We start from the raw sequence: 17,572 nt of genomic DNA, 5'->3' as shown, positions 1-17,572 counted from the left end.
GGTGTGCTTGGCGGCGACGTTGGACTGGATGAAGTCAGCACCCTTTAGCAACACGCCCTAGTCGGGCTGGTGCAGACCGGGCACGTCAGTGAGGAACACCTTCCGAAGGGCGTTGCTGCGTCGAACGATGAGCTTCTGGATGAGCTGCGCCGCCGCCTAAGCTGACCGCGCCCGGGTGCATACGTCACTGCTCGTGTGGCAAATCTTCCACATGAACGGTCCGCCCCGAACTTGTGGGGCATACCCTCCCCCACCAGCGACTAAAGACCGTCGAAAGCGTCCGCAATCTCGTCCAACGCACCATCAAACAGGTCCGAATAGGTGTCCAGCGTCATGGCCGCCGACGCGTGCCCCAACTGACGCTGCACAGTCTTAGGGGTGGCCTTCATTTCGTTCACCATGATCCCTGCCGCGACGTGACGTAGACCGTGCGCCGTGACACGCGGGAACGTCGCATCATCCGCCTGACAACGCTTCACCGCAGTATCCAACCACTTCCCATGCCCCGGGGGCTTCAGCGCCGTGCCGTCCCCCTGTGCCCACACCAACTCGGCGGGAGCTTTCCCCTCTAGCTGTGGCGCGATGAGATCCAACACCCGATGAGACACCGCAACCGTCCGGGCCTCGTGAGTCTTCGGCGTGCCCAGAACAATCCTCCCCCGCACCCTCACCGCGTTCTGCCGGATATGCAACCGCCGACGCTTCACATCCACGTCCATCACCCGCAGGCCCGCCAACTCACCCCACCGCAACCCCACGGTCCCCAGGGTCAGCACAATGTCCGGGTGAGCGCTGTTCCCCGCCAGGGTCTGCAACTGCCCCCACGACAGGTACACCCGCCTAGCCGGCGGCTTCGCGGGCAGCTTCACCGCCCCCACCGGGTTTGAGTACAGCAGCTTGTCCCTCACCGCCCGGTCCATGACCTGCTTCAGTTGAGCGACCGCACGCCGCTTCGTAGCCGTACCCGCCTCAATACCGTGCGCCCACTGCTCCACGTCCCCCGCCGTAACCTCCGACACGCGAACCTCACCCCAACGCGGGAGGACATGCACGCGCCACGTGGACTCCGCGAGAGTGAACGTTGACGGCTTCAGGTGTGTCTGCGACTCAAGCCATGCCGCACCAACCTTCCCGACAGTCCGGTTGCCGCGCGTGGGGTCGATGTAGCTTCCGGTGTTGCGCTCCAACAGGTTCTCGGCGGCCCAATGTTCCGCAGCTTTCTTGGTGACGAAACCTGTCTTGGTTCGACGCTTGCCGGACGGATCGGTGTACTGCACTCGGTATCGAGGCTTCCGCTTCGCCGGGGGCGTGTTGTCGGTTCCGCTGAGGTACTTCATGATTGACGACATGACCTAAAACCTACCAAAACCTACGCGTCAAACCTACGTCAACACTGAACTAATGTGCAGGTCATCGCACTGTGCGCATGTGTTCAAATACTGTCAGTCCATCCCGCACCCACCGCCACACTCACCGCCGCACCCAGTCCCTCAGGCCCGGAACACCCCGGGCCCGTGCCGCCAGCGGTAGTACGCCAGGCAGGCCAGCGTGAAGGGAACACCGAAGTACAGCGACGCACGCTGCGACGGGTCGAAACCCACCCCGATCAGCGAGGCGACCAACAGCACCAGCGCGGCGACGGGCACCCAGGGGAACAGCGGCGAGTGGTAGGCCAGGTCCTCGACCAGCCCTCCCGTGGCGGTGTAGCGGCGGCGGAAGGCGATCTGGGAGGCGGCGATGGCGATCCACACCGCCACCACCGCGAAGCCGGCCACGGAGACCAACGCCAGGAACAGTGAACCGGGTGCCACCACGCTGGACAGCAGCGAGGCCAGCCCGCCGAGCATGGACACGCACAGCGCGAGCATCGGGATCCCGCGCCGCGTGGTGCGTGCCAACGCCGCCGGTGCCTGCCCCTCGGAGGCCAGCGAGTGCAGCATGCGGGTGCAGGAGAACAGTCCTGAGTTGCCGGCGGACAGCAGCGCGGTGATGATCACGAAGTTCATCACGTCGGCCATGTGCGGCAGGCCGACGACGTCGAAGACGGTCACGAACGGGCTCTCGTCCAGCCCGGCGGTGGAGTAGGGGATGATCGCGGCGATCACGGCGATCGCGCCGATGAAGAACACCGTCAGGCGGAACACCGCGGTGCGGATCGCCTTCGGGATCGTCTTCTCCGGGTCCTTGGTCTCACCGGCGGCGACACCGATGAGCTCGGTGCCGGAGAATGCGTAGAACACCGCCAGGGTGGTGATCAGGATGCCGCCGATGCCGGTGGGCAGCAGTCCGTCGGGGGTGTTGAAGTTGCCGAGCCCGATCGCCCCGTCCGACAGCGGGTTGATGCCGATGATGGAGGCCGCGCCGACCACGATCAGCGCCACCACGGCGATGACCTTGATCAGGGACAACCAGAACTCGGACTCGCCGAAGACCTTCGAGGACACCGCGTTGAGGGCGAACAGTACGGCGGCGAACACCGCGCACCAGACCCACACCGGGACGTCCGGGAACCAGCGTTGCATCAGGATGCCGATGGCGGTGAACTCGCTGCCCAGGGCCACGGCCCAGCACAGCCAGTACAGCCAGGCGGTGGTGAAACCCCAGGCGGGGCCGAGGTTCCGGGTGGCGTACACGTGGAATCCGCCGGAGACGGGGTACACCACGGCCAGCTCGCCGAGGCACGTCATCACCAGCCAGGCGACCAGCGCGCCGATGCCGTAGGCGATCACCGCGCCCAGCGGTCCCGCCTGGGAGATGGTGTAGCCGGAGGACACGAAGAGCCCGGAGCCGATCACACCGCCGAGTGCGATCATGACCAGGTGGCGCGAGGCCATGGTGCGTTGCAGCCCGGTGTTCGAAGTTTCCGGGGGTTCGGATCTGTCCGGGGCGTCCGAGGAGACTGTCATGGCTGACACTCTACGGTCCGGTCTACAGTGGACCGGATGACAGACCCCTTTCTTCCTCGAATGATTCTCGACGGTGGCCTCGGCACCCGCCTGGCCGACCGTGGCAACGACGTCACCGGTTCGTTGTGGTCGGCGCAGATCCTGCGCGACGACCCGGCGGAGGTCACCGCCGCCCACCGTGACTTCTTCGACGCGGGTGCCGACATCGCCACGACCTGCTCCTACGAGGTCACCGTCGACGGTCTCGTCGCCGCCGGTGTCTACGCCTCCGAGGCGCCGGACGTCGCGGAGTCGCTGCTGCGCCGCAGCGTCCTGCTTGCCCAAAAAAGTTCGCAGGACGCAGCGGGCGACGTGCTCGTCGCCGCGTCCGTCGGCCCCTACGGCGCGGGCCCGGGGCAGGGCACGGAGTACGACGGGGACTACGGGTTGAGCACCGCCGAGCTGGCGGCCTGGCACCGGCGTCGCATCGAGATCCTCGCCGACACTCCGGCGGACGTCCTGTTGGCGGAGACAGTCCCGTCGATCCGCGAGGTCGAGGCGCTGGCAGGGGAACTCGACCGGGTGGGGCGTCCGGCTCTGCTCAGCGTGACGGTCGCCGCCGGGCGCGACGGGGTGCTCAGCGACGGCACGGATCTGGCGGAGGTCGCCGCCGTGGCGTCCGGTTCCTCGGCGATCCGCGCGGTCGGGGTGAACTGCGGGTCGGCGGGGGACGTGCTGGCCGGCGTGCGCCGGCTCGCCGAGTTCACCGACCTGCCGCTGATCGCCTACCCCAACAGCGGTGAGACCTGGGACCACGTGAACCGGGTGTGGGTGCCGCGCAGCAGTGAGGGCCCGGGCCTGCTGGAGAGCGTGCCCGACCTGTTGGACGCCGGGGTGCACGTCATCGGCGGCTGCTGCCGGGTAACCCCGCGCGAGATCACGGCGCTACGCGAGCTCGTGTCCGCTCACTGAACTCCCACTGACCGGAGCGGGAATCCTCCGACACATCAATAGCCCTACCGTGGTGCAATAGACGCTTATGGTGAACGTGTAACCTGGCTCTCCATGTATGATTCACCAGCTTATTTGGTTGGGGTTCTGGCGGTGTCGATCGTCCTGCTGATCTTCCTGATCAACTGGCGCACGAAACTCCACCCGTTCCTCGCGCTGTCCGTCGTGTCCTTCTTCGCCGCCGTCGCCGCTGGGCTGCCGCTCGCCGACATCCCGGAGACCCTCATCGACGGTGCCGGGGGAACCCTCGGCGAGACCGGCCTCGTCGTCTTCCTCGGCGCGATGCTCGGCCGCCTGCTCGCCGACTCCGGCGCGGTCGGACGCATCGCCGACCTCGTCGTGGAGCACAGCTCGCCGCGCACCGCACCCTGGGTGATGACCGGCGTGGCCTTCCTCATCGGTATCCCGATGTTCTTCGAGGTCGGCCTGGTCGTGCTCATGCCGGTGATCTACGGCGTCGCCCTGCGTCTCGACGTGGCCGCGGGCCGTCCGAAGACCTGGTACCTCAAGATCCTCATCCCCGCGATCGCGGCGCTGAGCTGCCTGCACGGCATGCTGCCGCCGCACCCCGGCCCGACGATCGCCGTCAACGGGCTGGACGCCAACATCGGCCTGACCATCGGCCTGGGCCTGCTGTGCGCGGTGCCCGCCGTGATCCTCTCCGGGCCGGTCTACGGTCACTTCATCGCCCCGCGCATCTCCCTGGAGCCCGACGAGAAGCTGGTGCGCCAGTACACCGGCACCACACCGGCGCAGCTGGAGGCCGACACCGCGGCGCCCACCGCGGGCGGCACCGGTGCCGCAGCGTCCGGCCCGGACGGCGCGGACGACTCGGACGGCGCGGTGGCCACGGAGCCGCGCCGCGGCGAGGAGTCCGGCAACGTGCTGCGTCCTGTGCCCACGTGGCTGGCGTTCGTGTGCGTGCTGGTGCCGGTGGTGCTCATGCTCTTCGAGACGGTGGTGGACCTGGTCGCCCCGGACTCGGCGCTGAAGACCCCCGCCGCACTGCTCGGCGAGCCGGTCATCGCCATGTTCATCGGCGTGCTCTTCGCCGGGGTGGTGCTGTCCGCGGCATCGAAGATGAGCGGTGCGGACGTGAAGAAGTCCTTCGGCAACTCTCTCGGCTCGGTCGCCGGTGTGGCGCTGATCATCGCCGGCGGCGGCATGTTCAACTCGGTGCTCAAGACCTCCGACATGAACGACGCCATCGTCGACGTCGTCTCCGGCATCGACATGAACCTCATCGTGCTGGGCTGGCTGATCGGGCTGATCCTGTCGTTCTGCACCGGTTCGGCGACGGTCGGCATCGTCAGCGCCACGGGCATCCTCGCCCCGCTGGTGGTGGGCATGCCGTCGGCGTACGTGTCCCTGGTGGTCATCGCCATCGGTTCGGGTTCGGTGGGTCTGAACTGGATCAACCACGCCGGATTCTGGTTCGTCAAGGAGTCCTTCGGCATGACGCTGGGCCAGGCCACCAAGACGCACATGACGGTGCAGACCCTGGTCTCCGTCTTCGGTCTGCTCATGGCGCTGCTGATCTCGGTGTTCGTGTAGATCTTCGTGTAGAAGGGGAGCCATGAGCACCCCCATCAGTGCCCCCGTCCGTACCGCCGTGATCGGCTTCGGCCTGTCCGGACGTATCTTCCACGCCCCGTTCATCGCCGCCGACCCCGCCTTCGAGCTGCGCGCGGTGGTCACCACCGACGGTGCGCGCCGCGCGGCCGTGCGCGAGGAGTACCCGGACGCCGAACTGCTGGACTCCGCCCAGGACGTCTTCGCCCGCGCCGACGCCTTCGACCTGGTCGTCATCGGTACGCCCGGGGACTCGCACGAGGCCCTGGCGTCCGGGGCGCTGGACGCCGGGCTGCACGTACTGCTCGACAAGCCCTTCGTGCTCACCGCCGCGGCCGGGCGCGCGCTGATCGCGAAGGCGCGGGACGCCGGGCGCGGGGAAGGACGCTGCCTCACCGTGTTCCAGAACCGGCGGTGGGACGGTGACTTCCGCACCGTGCGTTCCCTCGTCGAGGCCGGGGAGTTTGGGCAGGTCACACGGTTCGAGTCGCGTTTCGAGAAGTTCGAGCCCACCCCGGGTGAGTCCTGGCGCTACTCCGGTCGGCCCGTCGACGGCGCCGGGGTGCTCTTCGACCTGGGGTCGCACGTGATCGACCAGGCGTTGCAGCTCTTCGGGCCGGTGGATCTGGACTCGGCGCCGGACTCGATGCACGTGGAGATCGACCGGCGTCGGCCGGGCACCAGCGCCGACGACGACGTCTTCCTCGCCCTGCACCACACCTCCGGGGTGCGCTCGCACCTGTGGATGAGCGCGGTGCGTCCGAACCCGGGCCCGCGTTTCCAGGTCGTGGGCTCTGCTGCCGGCTACACCAGCTGGGGGCTCGACGGTCAGGAACAGGCGTTGAAGGACGGCCTGCGTCCCGGCGACGCGGGCTTCGGCGTGACCCCGCCGGAGTCGTGGGGGACTGTGTCCGGCGAGGCCGCGCCGCGCACGGTGGAGACGCTGGACGGTGACTACGCCGCCTTTTACCGGGAGCTCGCCGTAGCGATCCGTGGGGAGGGGCCCGTGCCGGTCGACCCGGCGGGCAGCGTGGCGGTGCTCGAGGTCATCGAGCGGGCGCTGGCGGTGGGGTGGCCGGAGTAGGGTTTCCGTCTCAATGTCTTAGAATTACCTCATGCTTTTCTTCCGTACCTTCAGTCCCTTCAGTCCTATCCATAACTCCGGCCCCTCCCGTACCGCAGCCAGGATGGGTGTGGCCCTGGTCGGTGCGCTGGGGATGGCGCTGGGGGCGGCGGGGACCGGGGTGGCGTACGCCCAGTCATCCCTGCCCTCTCTTCCGTCGGGCAGCTCGGCGGACCGGTGCGTCGTCGCGATCGACCCGGGGCACAACGGCACCCGCACCGAGGACTTCGACCCGGTCACCGGCGTGCGCATGATCGACTACCCCAACGAGCAGGAGGACGTCGACGCGATGGACATCGCCCGCGCCGTCGAGTCGCGCTTGGTGCTGGCAGGCGTGGATAGCGTCCTGCTCAAGGAGTCGGTGGACGACGACGTGACCTACCGCGAGCGGGTCGACCGCGCGTCGGACGCCGGGGCTTTCGTGGGGGTGTCGGTGCACACCACACCCGGCGGGGCGAACTCGGCGATCTTCCCGCAGCGTCAGGGTGGTCAGCGCACCGGCACCGGGCAGGACGGACAGTCCGCCACGGTGACCTTCGACAACCCGGCGGTGGCGCAGGAGTCGCAGCGGATGTCCGGGGTGGTGGCCGGTGCGCGATCGCTGCTGGAGGGCACGCAGGTGTCTGTGCACGACAACTCTTTTAATGGACGCGACCCGCTGTGGGAGGGCGACATCCCGGTGATCTCCCTGATCGCCGACACCCCCTGGGTCTACAGTGAGTTCGGCAGCGCCACTGGCGGGGGAGCGCACGGGATCACGGACGCGGAGAAGGCGCGCTATATCAACGGGTTGTCTGCCGGGCTGGTCGCCGCGGCGGCGACCACACCGTCCTGTGGTGTGCTGGGGAGCTGACGGGAGACTAGCTGGAGCTCAGGCCAGGCACAGCTTCTGTGTTCCGCGACGCCCCTCGAGAGGCACTGTGATCTGCCGTTCAGGGGTCATAAATCCAACTATTTCTGGAGTTATATCCTTACGGCGGAGCGCCCCGGAAGTGGCTAATCTCGGGGGTGTCGCGGGGCCGTCAACCCGGTGGTCCCACACCCTCCCGGAAGGACTGGACCGCACCATGAGAGCAGCACGTTTCTACGACCGTGGCGACATCAGGGTCGAGGACATCGACCAGCAGCCGCTGGAGCCCGGCACCGCCCGCATCGACGTGGCCTGGTGCGGCATTTGCGGCACCGACCTGCACGAGTACCTCGACGGCCCGATCTTCTGTCCGGCCTGCGGCAAGCCGCACCCGATCTCCGGGGAGGACGCTCCCGTCACCCTCGGCCACGAGTTCTCCGGCGTGGTCAGCGAGGTCGGCGAGGGCATCGACGACCTGAAGGTCGGCGACCACGTGGTCGTGGAGCCCTACATCATCGCCGACGGCGTGGACACCGGCCCCGAGTCCACCACCTACCACCTCTCCGAGAACATGAACTTCATCGGCCTCGCCGGCCGTGGTGGTGGACTCTCGGAGAACGTGGTCGTGCGTCGCCGCTGGATCCACAAGATCTCCGAGTCCATCCCGCTGGACCAGGCTGCGCTGATCGAGCCGCTGACAGTGGGCTACCACGCCGTGGAGCGTTCGGGCCTGCTGGCCACCGACGCCAAGGGCAAGACCGCCCTGATCGGCGGCGCCGGCCCCATCGGCCTGCTCACCGCCGCGGTGCTCAAGGCCATCGGTGCCCGGGTCATCATGTCGGAGCTCTCCGAGCTGCGCCGGCAGAAGGCACTGGACTCCGGGGTGGCGGACGTCGTCCTGAACCCGGCCGAGGTCAACGTCGTCGACGAGGTCAACGGGCTGACCGACGGGGTCGGCGCGGACGTCGCCTTCGAGTGCACCTCGGTGCAGGTCGTGCTCGACACGCTGATGGACGCCCTGCGTCCCACCGGTGTGCTCGTCGTGGTGTCGATCTGGGGCCACAAGTCCGACTTCGACATGCACAAGCTGGTCATGAAGGAGCTCGACGTGCGCGGCACCATCGGCTACGTCAACTCCCACCCGTCCACGATCGAGCTGGTGGAGTCCGGCAAGATCGACCTCGCCCCGTTCATCACCGGCAAGATCGGCCTGGAGGGCCTGGTCGACGAGGGCTTCGACACGCTGATCAACCGCAACGAGACCGCGGTGAAGATCCTCGTCTCCCCCTCCGGTAACGGACTAGACTGACTGGTCTAGTGTGGTGGGTGGACGACGTTCCACCCACCACGAGGAGACCAGCATGACCAGCGCCACCAGCGCCACAGGCAGCACCACCCGCCGCGTCCTACGCGCAGCCGGGGCGACGACCGTCGCCGCCGCGCTCGCGATGGGCGCGGCGTCCTGCGCATCCGGCGCAAACGACGCGCAGGACGGGACGATCCGCGTCGGGACGTCCCCGGGGCCCTACAGCGAACTCTTCCGCGAGGGCGTGGTGCCGATCCTCGAGGACGAGGGCTACGAGGTCACCTTCGACGACTTCTCCGAACTGCAGCAGGCCGACGTCGCACTGCAGGAGGGCAGCGTGGACCTCAACGTCGACCAGCACACCGCCTACATGGAGAACTTCAACAACGAGTCCGGGGCGGACCTGGCGGCGATCACGCCGATCCCCACGGTGCCGGCGGGCCTGTACTCCTCGCGCCACGACAACCTCGACGCCGTCGCCGACGGGCAGTCCGTGAGCATCCCCGAGGACCCGTCGAACGCCTCGCGCGCCTACCGCATCCTCGGCCAGGCCGGCTGGCTCACCTTCGCCGACGACGCCGACGAGACCAACCTCACCGCCGCCGACATCACCGGCAACCCCCACGACCTGGACATCCGCACCCTGGACTCCGGGTTGATCTCGCGCGCGCTCGACGACGTCGACTGGGCGGTGATCCCCGGCTCCATGTCCTACGCCGCCGGGGTGGACCCGGACCTGCAGCTGCTGCAGGAGGAGTTGCTGCCCGACCTCGAGCTCGTCGCCGTGGTGCGCGGTGAGGACACCGACACCGACTGGGCGGACGCCGTGGTCGAGGCCTACCGCTCCGACGAGTTCGCCGACTACCTCGACGGCCGTGGCGAGGGCGACTACTGGTACGTGCCGGAGGCGCTGCGATGAGCGACTCCTACGGCGAGCTCTACACAGACTCCCTCGACCTGCTGCAGGCGATGGTGCGCAACGCCTGCGTCAACGACCTCACCGCCGACTCCGGCCAGGAGGTCCGCAACGCCGACACCCTGGAGGCCTTCTTCGCCGAGGAGATCGCCGCCGGGTCCGTTCAGGTCACCCGCCTGCAGCCGCGTGAGGGGCGCACCAGCATCATCGTCACCGTGCCGGGCAGCGACCCGGACGCCGAACCGCTGACCTTCCTCGGCCACACCGACGTGGTCCCGGTCGACCGCGACCGCTGGAGCGTCGACCCCTTCGGCGGCGAGGTCATCGACGGCAGGATCTACGGCCGCGGCACCGTGGACATGCTGGGGCTCACCGCGCCGATGGCGGTGGTCACCCGGCAGGCCGCCCGTGCCGCCCGGGGAGCCGCGAGCTCCGGCCGCCCACCGCGCGGGACGCTGACCTTCGTCGGCGTCGCCGACGAGGAGGCCCGCGGCGGGCTGGGTGCGAAATGGCTCTCCGAGCAGCACCCGGACGCGTTCAGCTGGCGCAACTGCGTCTCCGAGACCGGTGGATCGCACCTGCCCACCACCGACGGGCAGGACGCCGTGGTGGTCGTCGTCGGGGAGAAGGGCGCGGCCCAGCGTCGTCTGCACGTCTCCGGCGACGCCGGCCACGGCTCGCAGCCCTTCGGCCGCGACCTCACCGTCGCCCGCCTGGCTGAGGTCGCCGGACGCATCGCCGCGCACCGTCCGGCGGTGTCGAAGGACCCGCTGTGGCGGGGCTTCGTCGAGGCCTTCCGCTTCGACCCCGACGTGCAGGACGCCCTGCTCGCGGGTGCAGACGACGCCGCCTACCTGCAGTTCGGTGACCTGGCGCGCTACGCCGACGCGGTGTCGCACCTGACCATCGCGCCGACGGTGCTGCGTGCCGGTCAGGCGATCAACGTCCTGCCGTCCGGCGGTTACCTGGAGCTCGACATCCGCCCGCTGCCCGGGCAGGACGACGACTCCGTCGACGCAGAACTGCGCGCCGTCCTCGGTGAGTTGGCCGACGAGGTGACCATCGAACGGCTGATCTCCGAGCCGGCGGAGGTGTCGACCACCGACTCCGCGCTGTACCGGGCGATCGGGGAGACGGTGGGGGAGTTCTTCCCCGAGGCGAGGATCGTGCCCGCCCTCGCCGCCGGTGGGTCCGACCTTCGCTTCGCCAGGCGCCTCGGCGGTGTCGGCTACGGCTTCGCCCTCAACGCCCGCGAGCGCACGTTGGCCGAGGTCAACGCGCAGCTGCACACCCACGACGAGCACCTGTACCTCGAGGATCTGGATTTGACGGTCAGGGCGTACGCCCACCTGGTAGACACGTTCCTGTGCGGAGACTACAGATAACCACCCTCGCCACCGGTGCCTTTGCCGTGGCATCCCTCATCGTCGGCTGCTCCTCCTCAGGGGACGGGCAGGACGCACCGACGCCGACCTTCGCCCCTGAATCGACGTCGGCGACGGCCTCGGCGACCGACACCCCGACGGTCGTGGACGTCGACCCGGCCGACTTCGAGCGGGACGGGCGCACGATCTTCAACTACCGCACGGGTGCTTCGGATTCGGCGGACATGGGTCTCTGCGTGGTCGCCGAGGACAGTGCTGCGTCCGACTCCACGTCCGTGACCTGCAGCGGTATCGCCCCGGACGATGCCCCGGACATCGAGGTCCCGCCCTTCGAGCGGCAGCGTCCGGGTGCGGCGACGATCACCGCCGAGGGCGTCACCTACACGCTGCTCGAGGGCGTGCCGCCGGCCCCGGGGGAACTGCAGGACGGGGAAAGGATCAGCGTCGGTGAGGCATCCTGCGCCCTGGAGGAGGGTGAACTCGACTGCACCGTCGGCGACACCGGCCTGACCGTCAGCGGGGAGGACCGCGCCATGACCGTCGCCGGCGACGTCCTCGACTCCGAGTACCACGTGGCCCCCGATGAACCTGAGATCACCGAGGACTACGCCGAGACCGACGAACCGGTGTCGGCGGGTACGACGTGCGGGGCGGCGTCCGGCAACACGTTGGTGGAGGTCCGCGAGGGTTCGGTGTCGTGCCTGACGGCCGAGGGCGTGATCGACGAGTACCGCGAGCGCGCCCCGTCCGAGGGCGGCGGCAACACCCTGGCCATGATGGTCGGGGAGTGGAGCTGTTCCATTCCGTCCGCCGGACGCAGCGCGGAGCTTCAGGCGGGCGAGATCTGCAATGGTCCGGACGACGTGGTCATCGCCACGCCCCCAGGTTCCGTGCCCCAGTAGCCGGTCAGGCCCGGGTGGCGCGTAGTCCGCGGTAGCGGTTCACCGCGGCGGCGATCTCGTGGCGGCGCACTCCCGCCAGATGCCCGGGGTGGCGTCCGGCGCCGTGGGTGGACAGTACGTCCAGCCCGTCGTGGTCGACCCGGGCGACAACCTCGTCGACGAGCTCGACCAGGGGAGTGGCACCGTCGAGATCCAGCCCGGCGAGAGCGGCGGCGATGGCATTGGTCTGTGAGGAGTCGACGAGCTGCGACCAGGCAGCCAGGTCGATGTGGTCCTCGTCCGACTTCCCGCCGGCACGCACCGTGTGCAGGCCCTTCGCCTGCGGGGGCCGTGGCCCCTTGCCGCCGCGTCCCGGGGAGGAGAACGACGCACGCGCCAGGGTGCGGGGCGCAGGACGCCGCATCGGCTCGGTGCGTCCGGCAGGTTCGGCGAGTTCGGCGGCGCGCGCGGTGACGTCCACCGGACGGTAGCCGTCCAGCATGATCACCGTGTCGGCGACGTCGATGAACATGCCCGAGCCGCCGGCGACGAGCACGGTGGAGACACCCAGGTCATCGTGCAGGGAGCGGGCGCGGTCGACCAGCGGGGTGATCGGCTCCTTCGCAGCAGGCACGAGGGTGCGCATCCGGTCGTCGCGGATCATGAAGTTCGTCGCCGAGGTGTCCTCGTCGATGAGCAGGGTGGTCGCACCGGAGTCCACCGCCTCGACGAGTCCGGCGGCCTGGGAAGTGGAGCCCGAGGCGTTGGTGGTGGAGAAGCAGCTGGTGTCGGGAGTTCTCCCGCTCGTCCCGCCGGGCAGGTCGTGGAGGAAGGCGGAGATGTCCACGTCGGTGACCGGGCGTCCGTCCTCGGCGCGCAGGGCGACGGAGTCGGCGTCGGTGACGGCGAACTCGCGGCCGTCGCCGGGCACGTGGTTGTAGATCCCCAGTTCCAGCGCGTTGAGCAGCGTGGACTTGCCGTGGTAGCCGCCGCCGACGATCAAGGTGACACCCGTCGGCACGCCCAGCCCGCTCACCGTCCGGCCCGAGGGCAGCGTCACGGTGTGCCGCAGGGACTCCGGGGCCTCGAAGGGGACCGCGCTGGTGAGCGGACGCTGCGAGTTGCCGGCCGCACGCGGCAGGACCGAACCGTCCGCCACGAAGCCGACCAGGCCCTCCCCGCCGAGCCAGGAGCGCAGGAACTCCTGGTCACGGTAGGTTCTGCGGGCCTGGGCGAGAGCGTCCAGCGACGGTGTATCGAGGTCGAGCAGCGCATCCTGCACCACCGCGGGCAGCACCTCGCACAGCAACGTCGCCGCCGCCCGGCCGCGGATGCGTCGGCCCTGGGCGGGCATCGCCGCCTCGAGCCGGACGGTGAGGTGGGCGTCCTGCCCGGCTCTCCCCGCCGGTTCGACGGCCACGCTGCTGCGGTCCAGGACCTGCTGGCCGGGTGCATCGACGGACAGGAAACCCGCGCCCTTGCCACCGGAGGGGTTGTGGGCGCGCAGGGCGGTGGCCACGCGCCGGGTGAGGTGGTCGCGCAGCGGGACCTCGCCGGACGCGTCGCCGGGGATGCCGGTCGCCGACCACGGCACGCTGGCCTGGATCAACGACGGCGGGGCGAAGGGGTCTGCCTGCACCTTGTCGATCGACAGGGTCACCGGTGTGCCGGAGGTGGTGTGCAGCCGGTGGGAGCCGCGCAGCTTCTTGTACGCGCCGTAGCCTGCACCGTCGAGTCCGTTCAGGGTGCTTCGCAGGTCTGACGCTGAGTCCGGTCGTCGTGTCATGTCTGTGCAGGGTAACAGTCCGGGCGGGCGGCACCCCACGGAGCAACCCCGGAGGATGGTCGCACCACCCTCCGGGGTTGCTGACTACCGCAGTGCGAAGCCGGCGCGCTCCAGGAAGCGGCGCAGCAGGTGACGCTTCGTCTTCGTGGCGGCCTTGTCCGACACCCGGTGCAGCGTCTGCGTCGACCACTGCGGGTGCTGGCCGTAGCGGGCGAAGTAGGCGCCCAGAACCTCGTCGTAGTCGGCGAGCAGGGCGGCACGCTCACGCTCCCCGGCTGAACCAGCTTCGTCGCCACCACGGTCGTTGTAGTGGTCGTGGTGCACGAAGAGCTCCATCGGCAGCCGCGGCTTCACCCCGGCGTTCTCCGACGGATCGCCGTAGCCGATCGCCAGCCCGAGGAACGGGACCACGTCCTGCGGGACGCCGAGGATCTCCTGCACCGCGCCGATGTCGTTGCGCATCGAGCCGAGGAACACCGTGCCCAGCCCCAGCGACTCCGCGGCGATCGCGGCGGTCTGCGAGATGATGCCGATGTCGAGCACCGAGGTCACCGGCTCGTCCAGGTAGTCCAGTGCCCCGAGGTCGTGCGGGGGACGCGAGGACACCCCGTGGATCTCCTCGGCAGGCCCCGCGCTACCTTCGGCGGCTTCCGCGTCCTCGGCGTCCTCCGCTGCCTTGACCTGCGCGGCGTGGAAACGGATCTGGGAGAAGTCCACCATCCACACGAGCACCACCGGGGCGGTGGCGACGTGCGAGGACATCCGCGCGCCGATGCTCGCCAACTCCTCCTTCACCGCCTGATCACGCACGGCGACGACCGAGACGGTCTGCTTGTTCGACGAGGACGGCGCGGACTGCGCGGCGGCGAGAATCGTGTCCAGGGTCGCGTCGTCGACCGGCCGGTCCTGCCACAGCCGCACCGAGCGGTGGGCGGTGACGGTGTCCAGCGTGGAGTTCCACTGCGGCGGCGTCCACGACTGGGCCCGGCCGTAGCGGCTGGTCAGCCGGTCGTCCGGCGTGGCGTCCGGTGATTCAGGCCCCGGGGTCCCCGTCATTCCTGCCCCTCCTGTGCCTCGTCGCCGTGAAGTTCCGGTCCGTCGCCGGTGAACAGTCCGCGCAGCCGGGCCAGGGCCTCCTCCCAGTCGGGCACGGAGGCCTCGGCGATGGCCTCGGCCTGCGCCCCGTAGATGGTGTTGGTGAAGGTCAGGGAGGTCTCCTCGCCCTCGGCGTCGAGTTCGAAGCGCAGCGTCTCGTTGTTCCAGCTGTACTCCAGCACCGACGGCGGACGGAAGGTCGTGACCTGCCCCTGCCCGGCGAGCACGGTTCCGGTGATGAAGGTGAGCTGGCGTCCCGCGCCGAAGACCAGCAGGGAACGGTCGTAGTCGAGGCTGTCGACGAACCAGCGGCGCAGCTGGCCGGCCCGCGTCAGCGCGCGGAAGGCGCGGGTCGGTGTGGTGGCCAGCTGCGTCTGCAGCGTGAGGGTCGCGGGGTCCATGGCGCGCCTACATCGAGTTCAGGGGCGTCTGGTGGGCGCTGCCGGGACCGTCGCCGGTGTCGATCTCCCAGGTCAGGTCGGGGTCGACGCCGGGCGCGTGGTCGGCGAGCTTGGCACGTACCCCGGCCTCCAGGTCGTCGAAGTCGTCGCCCCACACGACGGCACCCTCGACGCCGGCGACGGCGGCGCACCACGCCGGTGCGTCCTGCATGTCCTGCACAGAATCGTCGCGCACGACGGTGACGGTGTAGCTGGCGTTCTGGTTACTCATGCCCACCACTTCTACACGCTCATCCCAGCCTGTTGTCGGACACCCACCTCGACAGGGAGTGTCGGTTGGTCTGCTGGGTCTTGCGCAGCACGTTGGAGACGTGGGTCTCCACGGTCTTCACCGAGATGAACAGGCGGGCGGCCATCTCCCGGTAGGTGTAGCCGCGGGCGAGCAGGCGCAGGACCTCCTTCTCCCGCGGGGTGAGCGTGGACAGGACGCTCTGGTCGGCGTCCTCGGGCAAGGGGGCGGGTTCGGCGGGTTCTGTGGCTTCTGAGCCTTCCGTGGGCTCGACGGCCGGTGCCTCGGCGGGACCGGCGGTGAAGGCGTCGAGCACGTAGCCGGCCAGGCGCGGGGAGAACACCGCGTCGCCGGAGTGCACGCGCAGCACGGAGTCCACCAGCTCGTCACCGCTGATGTTCTTCGTCACGTAGCCGCGTGCACCACCCCTGATCAGCGAGATCACGTCCGTCGGGTCGTCGGACACGCTCAGCCCCAGCACCTGCGGAAGGTGGTCGGTGGCGGCGAGGTCGCGCAGCACCTGCAGCCCGCCGCCGTCGGGCATGTGCACGTCGAGCAGGACGACCTGCGGTGCGAGGTCCCGGATGCCGGCGACCGCGTCGCCGACGGTGCCGGCCTCACCGACGACCTCTACCTCGGGACGTCCGGTGAGCTCGGCGCGCACCCCGGTGCGAAACATCGCGTGGTCGTCGACGAGGAACACCGAAACCGTCACTGTGCATGCCCTTCCAGCCGCAGGATGACCTCGGTGCCGAACTGCCCCGAGTCGATCTCCACGCTACCGCCCACGCGCCGCATCCGGTCCATGATCGACGAGCGCACCCCCTGCCGGTCGGCCGGGATGTCCTCGACGCTGAAGCCGGGGCCGCGGTCGCGCACGAAGAGTTCCAGTGTGCCTGCCTCGCTCACCTCGAGGTACACGTTGACCTCGCGGCAGCCCGAGTGTTTCGCCGCGTTGACCATCGCCTCGCGTCCGGCGAGCAGCAGGGCCACGGAGGCGTCGTCGGTGTCGCGGTCCTCGCCGACGATCACGGGTCGTATCTGCACGCCGAAGGTGTCCTCCACCTCGCCGCAGGCCACGCGTAGCGCGCCGAAGAGCGTCTCGGTGCGCACCGACTCGCCGGGGGCGAAGAGCCACTGGCGCAGCTGACGCTCCTGGCTGCGCGCCAGCTGGGCGATCTCCGGCTCGCCGGACTTCTTCTGGATCAGGGTGAGGGTCTGCAGCACGGAGTCGTGGATACGCGCGGCGATGCGGGCTCGTTCCTCCTCGGCGGCACGCTCGCGGGCGGTGGCGTTGGCCATCGACCACAGGCGCAGCCACAACGGGATGAGCACCACGATGAGCCCGGCGATGATCGCGACCGCGGCGATAAGCGCCGGTACGATCACCCCGCCTGTCCCGTCAGCGCTGCCGTCGTCGAGGCTGATGCCGAAGACGGTGACGCCGATACCGACGACCAGCAGCAGCAGCCCGCCGACGAGGCTGGCCCACTGCAGCCCGCCGGGCACGCGCGACGCCGGGCCGTCCTGCCCGGGGCGTCCGGCGAGGGCGTTGGGGCCGAAGGTGCGCCACACCAGCAGCACACCGCCGGCGAGCAGCAACGCGCTGACCGCGACCTGCGGGCGCGTCGCCGCCCCGGCGAGGAAGACCACCACGGCCAGCGCCACGAGCAACCGGTCGACGCCCCGCACCGGTCGGTTGACCAGCCCCGGGTCCAGACCACGGGCGCGGCAGGACGCCACGGACGTGGGGTTGCACGCCTCGGCGGCGGTGCCCACCCGCGTGGTGAACACCCACAGCGCGGCGTAGGAGATGAACCCCAGACCGGCGACCACGTTGGCCAGGGCGAAGAACAGGCGCACCACGGTGAGACGCACACCCAGGTGCGCGGCCAGCCCGGTGCACACCCCGGCGACGAGCTTGCCGTCGGACACCCGGAACAGGTCGGGCGTGGGCGAGCCGGTCGTGCGCGCGCCCGGCCGGGGACGCGGGACAGGGGAGTGACTCATACCCACCAGCCTGCCAGGGCCAGGGGTCCCCGGGGTATCGGGGGAAACCCTGAGATCCGCGG

Annotated in this window: 16 protein-coding genes; 8 read left to right on the top strand and 8 right to left on the bottom strand. The window is 69.6% G+C overall.

Annotated elements, in window-relative coordinates:
* Positions 1–260 precede the first annotated feature (260 nt).
* Positions 261–1,337 (bottom strand): tyrosine-type recombinase/integrase, encoded by a 1,077-nt coding sequence (locus tag ACT3S3_RS09915; RefSeq protein WP_441579281.1) that lies wholly within the window; start codon positions 1,335–1,337, stop codon positions 261–263.
* A 153-nt stretch (positions 1,338–1,490) separates the two neighbouring features.
* Complete coding sequence (locus ACT3S3_RS09910) at positions 1,491–2,906, bottom strand: amino acid permease (protein ID WP_301443726.1); 1,416 nt, start codon at positions 2,904–2,906, stop codon at positions 1,491–1,493.
* 36 nt (positions 2,907–2,942) lie between these two features.
* Here ACT3S3_RS09910 and mmuM point away from each other — a divergent pair, with 36 nt between their 5' ends.
* The 8 genes from mmuM to ACT3S3_RS09870 all read left to right on the top strand — a co-directional run bounded on the left by mmuM (position 2,943) and on the right by ACT3S3_RS09870 (position 11,950).
* Positions 2,943–3,857, top strand: coding sequence for a homocysteine S-methyltransferase (gene mmuM, locus ACT3S3_RS09905; RefSeq protein ID WP_301443727.1), 915 nt, complete (start codon positions 2,943–2,945; stop codon positions 3,855–3,857).
* Between the two features lie 93 nt (positions 3,858–3,950).
* Positions 3,951–5,450, top strand: a complete 1,500-nt coding sequence (locus tag ACT3S3_RS09900; protein ID WP_301443728.1) for a GntP family permease — start codon at positions 3,951–3,953, stop codon at positions 5,448–5,450.
* A gap of 22 nt (positions 5,451–5,472) precedes the next feature.
* On the top strand, positions 5,473–6,552 hold the full coding sequence (locus tag ACT3S3_RS09895; RefSeq protein WP_301443729.1) for a Gfo/Idh/MocA family protein: 1,080 nt from the start codon (positions 5,473–5,475) through the stop codon (positions 6,550–6,552).
* Between the two features lie 103 nt (positions 6,553–6,655).
* A complete protein-coding gene (locus ACT3S3_RS09890; protein WP_441579280.1) occupies positions 6,656–7,444 on the top strand; it encodes an N-acetylmuramoyl-L-alanine amidase in 789 nt (262 codons plus the stop codon).
* A gap of 214 nt (positions 7,445–7,658) precedes the next feature.
* Positions 7,659–8,750, top strand: a complete 1,092-nt coding sequence (locus ACT3S3_RS09885; protein WP_301443497.1) for a 2,3-butanediol dehydrogenase — start codon at positions 7,659–7,661, stop codon at positions 8,748–8,750.
* Between the two features lie 52 nt (positions 8,751–8,802).
* Positions 8,803–9,666, top strand: a complete 864-nt coding sequence (locus ACT3S3_RS09880) for a MetQ/NlpA family ABC transporter substrate-binding protein (protein WP_301443496.1) — start codon at positions 8,803–8,805, stop codon at positions 9,664–9,666.
* Positions 9,663–11,048: a M20/M25/M40 family metallo-hydrolase gene (locus ACT3S3_RS09875; protein WP_301443495.1), complete on the top strand. Its 1,386-nt coding sequence runs from the start codon at positions 9,663–9,665 to the stop codon at positions 11,046–11,048. Before ACT3S3_RS09880 ends, ACT3S3_RS09875 begins: the two co-directional genes overlap by 4 nt.
* 26 nt (positions 11,049–11,074) lie before the next feature.
* Entirely contained in the window at positions 11,075–11,950 is an 876-nt protein-coding gene (locus ACT3S3_RS09870) for a hypothetical protein (protein ID WP_441579279.1), read from the top strand.
* 4 nt (positions 11,951–11,954) lie between these two features.
* Here the strand turns inward: ACT3S3_RS09870 and ACT3S3_RS09865 are convergent, their stop codons facing one another.
* The 6 genes from ACT3S3_RS09865 to ACT3S3_RS09840 form a co-directional block, all read right to left on the bottom strand.
* The gene (locus tag ACT3S3_RS09865) at positions 11,955–13,715 is read right to left on the bottom strand and encodes an ABC-ATPase domain-containing protein (protein WP_301443493.1); all 1,761 of its coding nucleotides are present in this window, start codon (positions 13,713–13,715) and stop codon (positions 11,955–11,957) included.
* Positions 13,716–13,799: 84 nt separating this feature from the next.
* On the bottom strand, positions 13,800–14,771 hold the full coding sequence (locus ACT3S3_RS09860) for a nitroreductase family protein (RefSeq protein WP_441582175.1): 972 nt from the start codon (positions 14,769–14,771) through the stop codon (positions 13,800–13,802).
* The gene (locus tag ACT3S3_RS09855; protein ID WP_301443356.1) at positions 14,768–15,211 is read right to left on the bottom strand and encodes an SRPBCC domain-containing protein; all 444 of its coding nucleotides are present in this window, start codon (positions 15,209–15,211) and stop codon (positions 14,768–14,770) included. Before ACT3S3_RS09855 ends, ACT3S3_RS09860 begins: the two co-directional genes overlap by 4 nt.
* Before the next feature lie 7 nt (positions 15,212–15,218).
* A complete protein-coding gene (locus tag ACT3S3_RS09850; protein ID WP_301443355.1) occupies positions 15,219–15,482 on the bottom strand; it encodes a hypothetical protein in 264 nt (87 codons plus the stop codon).
* A gap of 19 nt (positions 15,483–15,501) precedes the next feature.
* Positions 15,502–16,215 carry a response regulator gene (locus ACT3S3_RS09845; protein ID WP_301443354.1) on the bottom strand — a complete coding sequence of 238 codons (714 nt, stop codon included), beginning with the start codon at positions 16,213–16,215 and terminating at the stop codon, positions 15,502–15,504.
* Complete coding sequence (locus ACT3S3_RS09840; protein ID WP_301443353.1) at positions 16,212–17,510, bottom strand: ATP-binding protein; 1,299 nt, start codon at positions 17,508–17,510, stop codon at positions 16,212–16,214. Before ACT3S3_RS09840 ends, ACT3S3_RS09845 begins: the two co-directional genes overlap by 4 nt.
* Between the last annotated feature and the right edge of the window lie 62 nt (positions 17,511–17,572).

The organism is Corynebacterium sp. AOP40-4SA-5, assembly GCF_052377355.1.
In the GTDB taxonomy this organism is placed as follows: domain Bacteria; phylum Actinomycetota; class Actinomycetes; order Mycobacteriales; family Mycobacteriaceae; genus Corynebacterium.
The sequence above is the reverse complement of the archived record's forward strand: the minus strand, read 5'-3'. Positions and strand labels throughout refer to the sequence as shown.